This is a genomic window from Endothiovibrio diazotrophicus (assembly GCF_054657215.1).
In genome coordinates, this window is sequence record NZ_BAAHXB010000156.1 from 1 (window position 1) to 11344 (window position 11344).

13 protein-coding genes and 1 pseudogene are annotated in these 11344 nt (G+C 66.6%); 8 read left to right on the top strand and 6 right to left on the bottom strand.

Annotated features, from left to right (window positions below; all coding sequences use genetic code 11):
• Positions 1 to 119: 119 nt before the first annotated feature.
• Positions 120 to 338 (top strand): annotated as a pseudogene (locus ACYQ2W_RS23840) (winged helix-turn-helix transcriptional regulator); the annotation flags it as partial.
• A gap of 74 nt (positions 339 to 412) precedes the next feature.
• Here the strand turns inward: ACYQ2W_RS23840 and ACYQ2W_RS23845 are convergent.
• The 6 genes from ACYQ2W_RS23845 to gpmI form a co-directional block, all read right to left on the bottom strand.
• On the bottom strand, positions 413 to 1351 hold the full coding sequence (locus tag ACYQ2W_RS23845; RefSeq protein WP_459873070.1) for a bile acid:sodium symporter family protein: 939 nt from the start codon (positions 1349 to 1351) through the stop codon (positions 413 to 415).
• Between the two features lie 117 nt (positions 1352 to 1468).
• A complete protein-coding gene (locus ACYQ2W_RS23850) occupies positions 1469 to 2023 on the bottom strand; it encodes a DJ-1 family glyoxalase III (RefSeq protein ID WP_459873072.1) in 555 nt (184 codons plus the stop codon).
• A 187-nt stretch (positions 2024 to 2210) separates the two neighbouring features.
• Positions 2211 to 3065 (bottom strand): divergent polysaccharide deacetylase family protein, encoded by an 855-nt coding sequence (locus tag ACYQ2W_RS23855; RefSeq protein WP_459873074.1) that lies wholly within the window; start codon positions 3063 to 3065, stop codon positions 2211 to 2213.
• 67 nt (positions 3066 to 3132) lie between these two features.
• Positions 3133 to 4461: a S41 family peptidase gene (locus tag ACYQ2W_RS23860; protein WP_459873076.1), complete on the bottom strand. Its 1329-nt coding sequence runs from the start codon at positions 4459 to 4461 to the stop codon at positions 3133 to 3135.
• 127 nt (positions 4462 to 4588) lie between these two features.
• Complete coding sequence (locus tag ACYQ2W_RS23865) at positions 4589 to 5773, bottom strand: murein hydrolase activator EnvC family protein (protein ID WP_459873078.1); 1185 nt, start codon at positions 5771 to 5773, stop codon at positions 4589 to 4591.
• Positions 5770 to 7320 carry a 2,3-bisphosphoglycerate-independent phosphoglycerate mutase gene (gene gpmI, locus ACYQ2W_RS23870; RefSeq protein ID WP_459873080.1) on the bottom strand — a complete coding sequence of 517 codons (1551 nt, stop codon included), beginning with the start codon at positions 7318 to 7320 and terminating at the stop codon, positions 5770 to 5772. The genes ACYQ2W_RS23865 and gpmI overlap by 4 nt, the downstream gene beginning before the upstream one ends.
• A gap of 250 nt (positions 7321 to 7570) precedes the next feature.
• Here gpmI and ACYQ2W_RS23875 point away from each other — a divergent pair, with 250 nt between their 5' ends.
• From ACYQ2W_RS23875 to ACYQ2W_RS23905, 7 genes are all read left to right on the top strand, one after another.
• Positions 7571 to 7912 carry an ArsR/SmtB family transcription factor gene (locus ACYQ2W_RS23875; RefSeq protein ID WP_459873082.1) on the top strand — a complete coding sequence of 114 codons (342 nt, stop codon included), beginning with the start codon at positions 7571 to 7573 and terminating at the stop codon, positions 7910 to 7912.
• A 101-nt stretch (positions 7913 to 8013) separates the two neighbouring features.
• Positions 8014 to 8232, top strand: coding sequence for a YgaP family membrane protein (locus ACYQ2W_RS23880; protein WP_459873084.1), 219 nt, complete (start codon positions 8014 to 8016; stop codon positions 8230 to 8232).
• Between the two features lie 154 nt (positions 8233 to 8386).
• Positions 8387 to 8821 carry a rhodanese-like domain-containing protein gene (locus tag ACYQ2W_RS23885; protein ID WP_459873086.1) on the top strand — a complete coding sequence of 145 codons (435 nt, stop codon included), beginning with the start codon at positions 8387 to 8389 and terminating at the stop codon, positions 8819 to 8821.
• Positions 8822 to 8834: 13 nt separating this feature from the next.
• Positions 8835 to 9098 (top strand): glutaredoxin 3, encoded by a 264-nt coding sequence (gene grxC / locus ACYQ2W_RS23890; protein WP_459873088.1) that lies wholly within the window; start codon positions 8835 to 8837, stop codon positions 9096 to 9098.
• Positions 9099 to 9103: 5 nt separating this feature from the next.
• Complete coding sequence (locus ACYQ2W_RS23895) at positions 9104 to 9538, top strand: thioredoxin family protein (protein WP_459873090.1); 435 nt, start codon at positions 9104 to 9106, stop codon at positions 9536 to 9538.
• Positions 9539 to 9645: 107 nt separating this feature from the next.
• Positions 9646 to 10092 carry a protein-export chaperone SecB gene (gene secB, locus ACYQ2W_RS23900; RefSeq protein WP_459873092.1) on the top strand — a complete coding sequence of 149 codons (447 nt, stop codon included), beginning with the start codon at positions 9646 to 9648 and terminating at the stop codon, positions 10090 to 10092.
• Between the two features lie 179 nt (positions 10093 to 10271).
• The gene (locus ACYQ2W_RS23905) at positions 10272 to 11276 is read left to right on the top strand and encodes an NAD(P)H-dependent glycerol-3-phosphate dehydrogenase (RefSeq protein WP_459873094.1); all 1005 of its coding nucleotides are present in this window, start codon (positions 10272 to 10274) and stop codon (positions 11274 to 11276) included.
• Positions 11277 to 11344 lie beyond the last annotated feature (68 nt).

Here is an 11344-nt window from a genome sequence, read left to right on the forward strand (position 1 = left end):
ATCTCGACGCCCCAAAACAGGAAGTTATTCTTTCGCGAGCCCTTAGGCCACGATTCTTTCAGAGCATTCGATTCTTTCAGAGCATTACGGTCTGAAGGTCGCTCCTCGTCCTTGCCGCCCGCCTGAAACTATTGCAGGAGCATGACTTGGTGGTGCGTGCGCCCTATCAGGAGCGGCCGGTGCGCTACGAGTACCGGTTGAGCGAAAAGGGCGAGGGGCTTTTTCCGCTGCTGCGGGAGCTGCTGCGTTGGGGGCTCAAGGAGATTCCGGGCACCAAGTTGCCGCCGAAATCGGTGATGAAGCGCTTCAGGAAATACGCGAATGGAGAGGTGCCGTAGGGACTGCATGCGCCCCTCGAAATGATCAAGCGTTTCCGCTTTCATGCCCAGCGCTAAAAAGCCGCTGAAGTCGTTCAGGGGAGTGGTGCGGGGATCGGAGGTGCCGCCCGTCGCCGCAGGTAGGCGGTGGCGCCGGCGGCGGTGAGGATACACCAGGTGGCGAACAGCGCCCCGGGCAATGCGGTCTCCGGGTCGAAGTGCTGGAGCGCCAGCACCGCCCCGAGCCCGGCGTTCTGCATGCCGATCTCGATGGAGAGCGCCAGTCGGCGCGAGGGGTCGAAGCGGAACAGCCGGGCCAGCTGCCAGCCGGTGATGTAGCCCAGCGCGTTGACCAGCACCACCAGGGCGAACAGGGTCGGGCCGATCTCGCCCAGCCGCGCCTGATTGGCGGCGACCACATAGCCGCAGATCACCACGATGGCCAGTGCCGCCACCGCCGGTGCCAGCTCAGTGGCCAGCGTGAGCCGTTCGCCGAGCAGGCGGCGGCTGGCCATCCCCGCGAGCAGCGGGAAGAGCGCGGTGAAGAGGATGGTCTGGACCATCAGCCAGAAGGGGACCGGCATGAACACCCCGCCGAGCAGCTTCACCAGTGCGGGGGTGAGCAGCGGTGCGAGCAGGGTGGAGACGGTGGTCAACGCGACCGAGTAGGCGACCGCGCCGCCGGCGAGGTAGACGATGACGTTGGAGGCCATGGCGCCGGGGGCGCAGCCGACGATGATCAGGCCGAGGGCCAGCGCCGGCGGCAGTCCCGAGATCCAGGCAGCGGCGAAGCCGGCCAGCGGCATCACGGTGTACTGGGTGATCACCCCGATGCCGATCTGGCCGGGGTGGTTGAGGGTCTCCTTCAGCTCATCGGGATTGAGCACCACGCCGAGGGCGAGCATGGTGGCGCCGAAGAACCAGCTGATCAGCGGCTTCACCGGCAGGAACAGCTCGGGGACGAAATAGGCTGCTACGGCCGCGAGCAGGGTCAGCGGTGCCAGGTTGTTGGCGATCAGTCTCAGGATGAACATCGTGGCGAATCCGGTTTCAACGCAAAGGCGCAAAGACGCGAAGGGCGCAAAGGTTTTTTCCTGAACTTTGCGGCCCTTCGCGTCTTTGCGCCTTTGCGTTTAAATTCTTGACGGCTTTCAGGGGCGCACCAATGGCGCTTCGACCTCGTCGCGTTTGGCGCGACCGGCTAGCGCTTCGATCAATTCGAGGGCGAAGTCCATGGCGGTGCCGGGGCCGCGAGAGGTGATCACCTTGCCGTCGCGGATCACCGGTTCGCCCGTCAGGGCGGTGTCGGCCAGTTCGAGACGCTCCAGGGTGCCGGGGTAGGCGGTGGCCGCCTTGCCGGCGAGCAGGCCGCTGGAGGCGAGCACCTTGGGGGCGGCGCAGATGGCGGCGGTGAAGCGCTCGCTCTCGGCCATCTTTACCAGCAACTGGCGGATGCGGGGATCGTTGTCGAGATGGTCGGCGCCAGGCAGGCCGCCGGGGAGCACCACCATGTCGTAGTCGGTCCGGAGGGCCTCATCAAGGTCGGTGTCGGGAACCAGTACCACCCCGCGACTGGCGGTGACCGGCTGGTCGTCGAGGCCGGCGGTGACCACCTCGATGCCGGCGCGGCGCAACAGATCGATGATGGTGACCGCCTCCAGTTCCTCGCAGCCTTGGGCAAGGGGGACCAGTACGCGCTTGCTCATGACAACCTCCTCTCGTTTTGGGGGAAGTGGAATGGTTCGGGGTGAAGGAGTGCGTCACTCCGTCGAGACTGGTGCGCCTCGTACCTCGGCACACCGTACGCGCGCACCATCGTTTTCACCATTCAATACCGGTTTGAGGCGCCGGCCCGCCCCATCTCCCACTCGGGAGATGGGGCGGGCTGGCGCCTCAAACCGGTTGCCAGGTGCGGTCGCGTTCTTGGTGCAGGGCGATCAATCGGTGGGTGGTGACCAGGTCGACCCCCTGGTCGGCCAGACGCGGCAGCTCGCGCTCCAGCACCGCCAGGGTGTCGGGGTGGGGGTGGCCGATGGCCAGTGCGGTGCCGTGGCGTTTGGCGCGGGCGACCAGTCGGCGGAATTGGCGGTGGATACTCTTCGGCTCGCAGATGTGGTCGAGAAAGACGTTGCGCCTGGAGGCGGGAAGGCCGTTCTCGCGCGCCACCTCGAAGGCGACGCTGCGCGAGGTGGTAACGCTGTCGAGGAAGAAGCCGCCGTGGTGGCCGCGCACGCTCTCCATCACCAACTGCATCTGTCCCGGATGGCGGGTGAGCAGGCTGCCCATGTGGTTGCTCACGCCGTCGGTGCGGGGCAGGGCGGAGAAGTTGTCGTTCATGGTGCGGCGCAGCTCCAGGCTGCTCATCTCCACGGTGAGTCCGCCAGGGCCCAGTTTGGCGCCGTGGATCGACTGCATTGGGGTGTGCAGGATCATCTCCCGGCCGAGGGCGTGGGCCTCTGCGGCCAGTTGGCGCTGGACCAGGGTGTGGGGGAGGAAGGAGCAGGTGACCGGCAGGGCGATGGCGCGCCGCCCCAGCTCCAGCTGATTGCCGAGGTCGTCGATGACGATGTTGATGGCGGGGCGGGGCGGGGCGGGATCGTCGCTCCAGGTGCCCGCCTCCTCGATGACCGGCTCTGCGGTGGGGAGATCGCGCTCGATGGTGCCGCGGAAGGCGGCATGGGCCGGGGCGGCGAGGCCGAGGGGGGCGAGGGCGGCGACCGCCGCCAGAAGGTCTCGGCGGCGGGTCATGGCTGAACCTCGCGCGTTTTCTCGGGAATCACAGGCACCCCTTTGTTGCTGCTGGGATTTGTCTGCGTTAGTTGGCCCTATTCTGCAGGATTGCCATGCCCTTTAGCAAGTTGAGGGCCTCGAACAGCTGGAAGTCGCTCACGGCGAGGTCGTCGTGGGGCTTTTTCGCCGCGTCGCCGGCCGCTTCTGCGTTGTCGGCGGGGTTCGGATGCTTGCCGTCGCCGTTCTCCAGGTGGCCGGAGAGGTCAGCCTCCTTCAGCGGCTCGATCTCGCTCTTCTCCCCGGAGGTCACCTTGAGGCTGTCCAGCTCGATGTCGGGCTCGATCCCCTCGGCCTGGATGGAGCGGCCGGAGGGGGTGAAGTAGCGGGCGGTGGTGAGCTTGACGCCGGCGTTGTTGGCCAGCGGCAGGATGGTCTGCACCGAGCCCTTGCCGAAGGTCTTGGTGCCGACGATGACCGCCCGCTTCTGGTCCTGGAGGGCGCCGGCGACGATCTCGGAGGCCGACGCGGAGCCGCCGTTGACCAGCACCACCAGGGGGGCGCCGTCGAGGATGTCGCCGGGGGTGGCGTTGAAGTCGAGCTTGGAGTCGGCGATGCGGCCGTCGGTGTAGACGATGCGCCCCTTGTCGAGGAACGCGTCCGAGATCTCGACCGCGCCGTTGAGCACGCCGCCGGGGTTGTTGCGCAGGTCGAGGACCATCCCCTTCAGCGGGCCGCCGTTCTCCTTGGTCAGTTTTTCCACCGCCTTTTCGACGCCGGCGGCGGAGCGGGACTGGAACTGGGTGACGCGGACGTAGCCGAAGCCGGGTTCGAGCATCCGCTGCTTGACGCTCTTCACCTTGATGACGGCGCGGGTGATGGTCACCTTCAGCGGCTTCTCCTGGCCCTCGCGGATGATGGTGAGGGTGATGTCGGTGCCGGGTTTGCCGCGCATCACCTTGACCGCCTCGTTGAGGCTCATCCCCTTCACCGGCACGTCGTCGAGGCGGATGATCAGGTCGCCCGCCTTGACCCCGGCCTTATCGGCGGGGGTGTCGTCGATCGGCGCGACCACCTTGACGAAGCCGTTCTCCATGTTGACCTCGATGCCGAGGCCGCCGAACTCGCCGCTGGTGCCGATCTGCAGTTCGTGGAATTCGTCGGAGTCGAGGAAGGCCGAGTGGGGGTCGAGGCCGCTGAGCATGCCGCGGATGGCGTTCTCCAGCAGGGTCTTGTCGTCCACCTCCTCGACGTAGTTGCGCTTGATCTGGGCGAACACGTCGGTGAAGGTGCGCAGTTCGTCGATCGGCAGCACGCCGCTCTCTTTCTCCGCCTGGGCACCGTTGCCGATGGCGATGGCCACGCCGAGCACCATGCCCATGAACACCAGGGAGAGCTTGTTCAGCGAAAATCTCATAACCCGTTCCTTACACCTTGAACTTGTCGGATATCTGTTGCGGGGACATTAGCACAGCTGGACGGGAACCGCCCGCGCTTCACCGGGTGGAACGCCCGTTGGAGTCCCCCTGCATCTATTGGTTCCCCTATCGCTTGGCGAGCCAGGGGCGGGGGTTGATCGGCTTGCCGCGCCGGCGGATTTCGAAGTAGAGGGCATTCTCCTTGCGTCCGCCGCTGGCCCCCACCTGGGCGATGGTTTCGCCCGCCTCCACCCATTCGCCCACCCGGCGGTAGAGGTTGCGGTTGTAGCCGTAGAGGCTCATGTAGCCGTGGCCGTGGTCGAGGATGATCAACATGCCGTAGCCGCGCAGCCAGTCGGCGTAGGCGACCCGTCCGCGGGCCACCGCGTGGACCTCGCGCCCCTCGGGGGCGCGGATCAACAGGCCTTGCCAGTGGAAGTCGCCCAGCTCGCGGGGGGCGCCGAAGGTGGCGGCGACGCGGCCACGGGTGGGCCAGCCGAGCCGCCCTTTGAGGCGGCTGAAGGGGAGGTTGGGGGTGTGGGCGCGGGGTGGCTCCTCCGGTACCCGCGCCAGCGCCTCGCGCAACGAATCGATCAGTTTGGCCAGGGCGCTCTCATCGGCGCGCAGCCGCTCCAGCTTGCGTCCGCCACGCTCGATCTCCCGCTCCAATCGGACCAGCAGCTGACGCTGCTGCTCCTGGCTGCCGCTCAGTTTGGCCGCCTCGCGCTCGCGTTCACCCTTCATCTGGGCGAGCTGGCGGCTCTCCTCGCGGATCTCCCGCTCCAGCCGGTCGAGGCGGCTGAGCCGGTTGCTGATGGTGGCGATGTGCTCGGCGCGGGCGCGGTGAAAGTAGTCGTAGTAGACCATCAGCCGGCCGGCGCGCGCCGGCTCTTCCTGGTTGAGCAGCAGCTTGAGCCGCTCCTGGCGGCCGAGGGCGTGGGCAGCGCGCACCTGACGGGCCAGTTCCTGGCGCTGGCCGCCGAGGGCCTCGTGCTGCTGCTCCCGCTCGCCGCGCAGTTTGTCGAGGCTGCGTTGCTGGTCGGCCAGCTTGTGGTCGAGGGAGGCGATTAGCGAGGCGATGTTGGCCACCTGTCGCTCGCTGGCGGCGAACTCCCGCTCCACCTCGCTCTGCCGGCCGCGGGCCCGTTCCAGGTCCCGTTGGACGGTGCCGATGCGCTTGCGCAGCTGCTCCAGCTCCGCCTGTTTTGCGCCGAGACGGTCGGCGGCGGGGGAGGGCGGGGGGAGCGCCGCGGCGGCGGCCAGCGCGGCGCAGATCAGCAGGATGGGAAGAGGCCGCCGACGTTGGGTCATTCGGACTTCTCGGTCTCCAGTTGGACCAGCGAACGGCCAGTCATCTCCCGCGGCTGTTCAAGCCCCATCAGGTGGAGCATGGTGGGGGCGATGTCGGCCAGCACGCCGCCCTGGGGGTCGAGCTGGCCGGGGCGGCCGACATAGACCAGCGGGGTGCGGTTGGTGGTGTGGGCGGTGTGCGCCTGGTTGGTCTCCTCCGAGCGCATCCGCTCGCAGTTGCCGTGGTCGGCGGTGATCAGCAGCTCGCCGCCGGCCCGCTTGAGCGAGGCATAGACCCGGCCGAGGCAGCTGTCGATGGTCTCCAGCGCCTTCACCGTCGCCTCGAAGTTGCCGGTATGGCCGACCATGTCGGGATTGGCGTAGTTGCAGATGACGACGTCGAAGCGGGCGGATTCGATCGCCTCGACCAGCTTGTCGGTCACCTCGGCGGCGGCCATCTCTGGCTGCAGGTCGTAGGTGGCGACATGCGGCGAGGGGATCAGGATGCGCTCCTCGCCCTCGTTGGGCTGGTCGATGCCGCCGTTGAAGAAGAAGGTGACGTGGGCGTACTTTTCGGTCTCGGCCAGACGCAACTGGCGCAGGCCGAGGTTGGCGAGGTACTGGCCGAGGGTGTTGTTGAGCCGCTCGGTGGGGAAGGCCACCGGCAGGTCGAAGTCCTTGTGGTATTCGGTGAGGGTGACGTACTGCGCCAGCCGTGGCCGGTAAGCCCGCGCGAAGCCGTCGAAGTCATCGAAGGTGAAGGCCTGGGTCATTTCGCGAGCGCGGTCGGAGCGGTAGTTCATGAAGATGACCACATCGCCGTCGTTCATCCGCACCGGCTCGCCGATCACCGTGGGCTTGACGAATTCGTCGCTCTCCTCGCGGGCGTAGGCCGCCTCCAGCCCCTCCATCGCGGTCGTCGCATGGTACTCCGCCTTGCCCTGGGTGAGCAGGTCGTAGGCGGGCTCCACCCGCGCCCAGCGGCGGTCGCGGTCCATCGCGTAGTAGCGCCCACAGAGGGTGGCGATGCGCCCGCGGCCCAGTTCGGCGAACTTGTTGTCCAGCGCCTGGATGTATTCGGCGGCGCTCTTCGGCGGGGTGTCGCGGCCGTCGAGGAAGGCGTGCATGTAGACCTGCTCGGCACCGCGGTCCACCGCCAACTCGGCCATCGCGTAGATATGCTCCTGGTGGCTGTGGACACCGCCGGGGGAGAGCAGGCCGAAGAGGTGTATCGCTCCGCCGTTCTCGCGGGCGGCGTCCACCGCATTGGTCAGCGTCTTGTTGCTGAAGAACGAGCCGGTCTTGATCGAGCGGCTGACCCGGGTGAACTCCTGGTAGACGACGCGGCCGGCACCGAGGTTGAGGTGGCCCACCTCGGAGTTGCCCATCTGCCCGCCGGGCAGCCCCACCTCCGCGCCGGAGGCGTGGATCAGGGTGTGGGGGTAGTCGTTCCACAGGTGATCCCACACCGGCGTGCGCGCGGTGTGGATGGCGTTGTACGGTTCGCTTTCGCTGTAGCCCCATCCGTCGAGGATGATCAGGACCATCGGCTTCGGCCGCTCTGACATGACGCTGCTCAAATGTTGGGGGTCGGTATCGTCGGGGGCGTCCCGCTCACGGGAGGCCCCTCCCGGGGAAAGACGCTGAAGCAATAATAACCGGTCGGTGGCTGCCTTGGCGCCCTCTTTGCGCGCTTTTCATGCGGCAGATTGCGGGATCCGAGTAAAGACCTTCTCAAAAGGCATATGGCTGTATTATTGTATATTGATTCGATTACATAACGGAAGGCAGCAGCCCATGGTCGCAAGCGAAAAGTGCATGAGCGGAACCTGCGTCGAGGACGATTTCGGCATCGGTTCCGACCCCCTGATCTCCCGCGACGAGGACATCGACCGCGCGGCCCGTTCGCTGAAGGCGATGTCCCACCCGCTGCGGCTGAAGATCCTCTGCACCCTGGGCGATCGCGAGGTGAGCGTACAGGAGATCGTTGAGCAGGTGGGGACCTCGCAGAGCAACATCTCCCAGCACCTGGCGATCCTCCGCGACAAGGGGATCCTGGTTGCGCGCAAGGACGCCAACCGCGTGTACTATAAGGTCGGCGACGCCCGGACCCTGCGGCTGATCAGCATGATGCGCGACGTTTTCTGTTCGCGCGACTAGGAGCCTGGTCAGCCGGGGGCCGTTTCTCCTCCAAGCACGCCACCGTTCGTTCCGCGAGCGGTGGCGTAGTTGCGATTTAGACGTTAACGGAGCGCATGACAATGAATCGGGAACGCATCATCCGCAGCATGGCTGGCGCCATCGCCCTGATCGGCCTGTTCCTCGGCTGGGGCGCCGGGTGGAACCCGCTGTTCGTCCACGAGTACTGGCTTTGGCTGGTGGCCTTCGTCGGTGCCAACCTCCTGCAGAGCGGCTTCACCGGCATCTGCCCGCCCGATTTCTTCCTCAAGAAGCTCGGCGTAAAGGGCTGCGGCGAGTAACCCCCAAGGCTCGGATGAGCCGCAGCCCTTGCCGATCGATGCGGACTTCCGTCCTGGTCGAATCGGTGTCGATCTGCGAAGTCTGCGGTTAAACCGAATGGCCACGCTTGGGTTAGACTACCCGCCCCGTTGTCGATTACGCCCGTAGGTCCCGATGGAAAAGCTGCCCGAATTCGCCGTCAACCACTGGGAGCTGGTGCTCGCCCTGGTGGTGACCCTCGCCTTCCTGCTCAACAACCTCTTCGGTGCCCGCCTGCGCGGCTACCACCAAGTCGGTCCCGCCGAGGCCACCGGCCTGATCAACCATCAGGACGCCGTGGTGCTCGACGTGCGCGAGGAGCGCGAATTCCAGGGCGGCCACATTCTCAACGCCATCCACATTCCGGTCGGCAAGCTGGCCGGCCGGATCGACGAGCTGGCCGCCCACAAGGGGCGTCCGGTGGTTGCCGTCTGCCGCAGCGGCCACCGCTCCGCCTCGGCCTGCGCGGTCCTGCGCAAGCACGGCTTCGAGCAGGTCTACAACCTGGGGGGCGGGGTGCTCGCCTGGAGCAACGCCAACCTGCCGCTGACCAAAAAAAAATCCAAGTAACCGAGGAGCCGCCATGCCCAAGGTCGAACTTTACTGCACCGAAACCTGCCCCTACTGCATCCGCGCCAAGGCGCTGCTGGAACGCAAGGGGGTGACCTACGAGATGATCTCTCTCGACCGCAATCCGGAACGCCGCCCCGAGATGGAGAGCCGCGCCGGTGGCCGCACCAGCGTGCCGCAGATCTTCATCGACGACTTCCACGTCGGCGGCTTCGACGACATGGCGGAGATGGACGTGATGGGCGAACTCGACGAGAGGCTCGGCCTGAAGGAGTGAGGGTGATGAGCGATCCGGTACATCTGGTCTGTCACTACTGCCACGGCATCAACCGGGTCCCGCGGGAGCGGTTGATCGACGGCCCCAAGTGCGGCAAGTGCGGTCAGCCGCTGCTCAACGGCGCCCCGGCCCAGCTCGATGAGAAGAGCTTCGATCGTCACATCCGGCGCAACGACCTGCCGGTGCTGGTGGACTTCTGGTCCCCCACCTGCGGTCCCTGCATGATGATGGCCCCCGCCTTCGATCAGGCGGCCCACCGGCTCGAGCCGGCGATGCGCCTGGCCAAGGTCAACGTCCAGAGCAACCCCGGCCTGGCGATGCGGCACGAGGTGCGGGGTGTGCCTACGGTGATCCTCTTCAAAGGGGGGGCCGAGGCGGGGCGCAACGTCGGTGCCATGGACCTGGAGGGGATCGTCTCCTGGGCCCGCCAGTATTTGTGAGTGAGCGGTGGTGAGGTCGTGCCGCGTGCCGTATTTCGCTTTCCGCTCACGATTCACCGCTCACTGTTCACCTACCAATACTCACCAACCAAAGGAATCCCGTCTCCATGAGTGAACAACCCAACGCCGGCGCCCAGTTCAACATCCAGAACGTCTACCTGAAGGACGTCTCCTTCGAGGCGCCGGGTACCCCCCAGGTCTTCCGCGAGGAGTGGAAGCCGGAGCTCCAGATCAACCTGGATACCCGTCAGGAGAAGCTCGCCGAAGGGGTCTTCGAGGTGGTGCTCAAGGTCACCGCCACGGTCAAGAACAGCGACAAGGCCGCCTTCCTCGCCGAGGTCCACCAGGCCGGCATCTTCTCGATCAATGGTCTCTCCGAGGAGCAGCTCGACCACACGCTGGGGGTCTTCTGCCCCAACCTCCTCTTCCCCTATGCCCGCGAGGTGGTCTCCGGCCTGGTGACGAAGGGTGGCTTCCCGCAACTGCTGCTCGCGCCGGTCAACTTCGACGCCCTCTACGCCCATCGCAAGCAGCAGCAGGCCAAGGCGAACTGACGAGGCTGAGGCGCGCTGAGCGCCGATGCCCCGCCTGGCTTCGGGGGGATCTCCTCATGAAGGGCATGAAGAGGAACGAAGCGCATGAAGGGGTGATCTTCATGTCCTTTGTTCCTCTTCATGCCCTTCATGGTTATCGCCGTCGCTTGGCTCCACGCTGACACAAGAAGGCCAACCCCATGATCCAAACCCCCATCGCCGTCTACGGCGCGGGCTCCTGGGGCACCGCGTTGGCGGTGCTGCTGGCGCGCAACGGCCGCCCGACCCGGCTGTGGGGGCGCAATCCCGCCCATGTGGCGGCGATGCGGGCAGAACGGCGCAACGCCCGCTTCCTTCCCGACACTCCTTTTCCCGATGGGCTGGAACTGTTCGACGACTTCGCCGAGGCGCTCGGCGAGGCGCGGGACGTACTGGTGGCAGTGCCCAGCGAGGGATTCCGCTCCACCCTGCGCCAGCTCCAGCCGCTGCTCCCCCCGGTGGGACGGATCGCCTGGGCGACCAAGGGGTTGGAGCCCGGTTCCGGCCTGCTGCTGCACGAGGTGGTCCGCGAGGTGTTGGGCGGGGAGGTGCCGGCGGCGGTGATCTCCGGCCCCAGCTTCGCCAGCGAGGTGGCCCGCGACCTGCCCACCGCGGTGACCGTCGCCTCCCCCGACGGGCGCTTCGCCGAAGAGCTGGCCGCCAGCCTCCATCATGGCAGTTTCCGCGCCTACACCCACACGGATCTGGTGGGCGTCGAGCTGGGGGGCTCGGTGAAGAACGTGCTGGCGATCGCCGCCGGCATCTCCGACGGGCTCGGTTTCGGCGCCAATGCCCGTGCCGCGTTGATCACCCGCGGGTTGGCCGAGATGATGCGCCTGGGGCTGGCCATGGGGGGGCGTTCCGAGACCTTCATGGGGCTCGCCGGCCTCGGCGACCTGGTGCTCACCTGCACCGACGACCAGTCCCGCAATCGCCGCATGGGCCTGCTGCTCGCCTCCGGCAAGTCCCTGCAGGGGGCGCTGGAGGAGATCGGCCAGGTGGTGGAGGGGGTGGTTACCGCCCGCGAGGTGGCCCGCCGTGCCGCGCGCTATGGGGTCGAGATGCCGATCGTCGAGCAGGTCCGCCGGGTGGTCGACGAAGGCCTCGCCCCGCTGGATGCCGTCCGCAACCTGCTGGCCCGCGACCAGAAGCCCGAACACGCTTGATATCCCTCGCCATGCGACCTTCAGTGAGGTCATTTTCTTACAGCTATTCAGATATCTCCCCTATGGGA

What these genes read in the sequence shown, in the direction of transcription:
- ACYQ2W_RS23845 (WP_459873070.1), bottom strand. Translation starts at nt 1,351, where the DNA reads ATGTTCATCCTGAGACTGATCGCCAACAACCTGGCACCGCTGACCCTG.
- ACYQ2W_RS23895 (WP_459873090.1), top strand. Translation starts at nt 9,104, where the DNA reads ATGAGCGATCCGGTACATCTGGTCTGTCACTACTGCCACGGCATCAAC.
- ACYQ2W_RS23855 (WP_459873074.1), bottom strand. Translation starts at nt 3,065, where the DNA reads ATGACCCGCCGCCGAGACCTTCTGGCGGCGGTCGCCGCCCTCGCCCCC.
- secB (WP_459873092.1), top strand. Translation starts at nt 9,646, where the DNA reads ATGAGTGAACAACCCAACGCCGGCGCCCAGTTCAACATCCAGAACGTC.
- gpmI (WP_459873080.1), bottom strand. Translation starts at nt 7,320, where the DNA reads ATGTCAGAGCGGCCGAAGCCGATGGTCCTGATCATCCTCGACGGATGG.
- ACYQ2W_RS23885 (WP_459873086.1), top strand. Translation starts at nt 8,387, where the DNA reads ATGGAAAAGCTGCCCGAATTCGCCGTCAACCACTGGGAGCTGGTGCTC.
- ACYQ2W_RS23880 (WP_459873084.1), top strand. Translation starts at nt 8,014, where the DNA reads ATGAATCGGGAACGCATCATCCGCAGCATGGCTGGCGCCATCGCCCTG.
- ACYQ2W_RS23875 (WP_459873082.1), top strand. Translation starts at nt 7,571, where the DNA reads ATGAGCGGAACCTGCGTCGAGGACGATTTCGGCATCGGTTCCGACCCC.
- grxC (WP_459873088.1), top strand. Translation starts at nt 8,835, where the DNA reads ATGCCCAAGGTCGAACTTTACTGCACCGAAACCTGCCCCTACTGCATC.
- ACYQ2W_RS23860 (WP_459873076.1), bottom strand. Translation starts at nt 4,461, where the DNA reads ATGAGATTTTCGCTGAACAAGCTCTCCCTGGTGTTCATGGGCATGGTG.
- ACYQ2W_RS23865 (WP_459873078.1), bottom strand. Translation starts at nt 5,773, where the DNA reads ATGACCCAACGTCGGCGGCCTCTTCCCATCCTGCTGATCTGCGCCGCG.
- ACYQ2W_RS23850 (WP_459873072.1), bottom strand. Translation starts at nt 2,023, where the DNA reads ATGAGCAAGCGCGTACTGGTCCCCCTTGCCCAAGGCTGCGAGGAACTG.
- ACYQ2W_RS23905 (WP_459873094.1), top strand. Translation starts at nt 10,272, where the DNA reads ATGATCCAAACCCCCATCGCCGTCTACGGCGCGGGCTCCTGGGGCACC.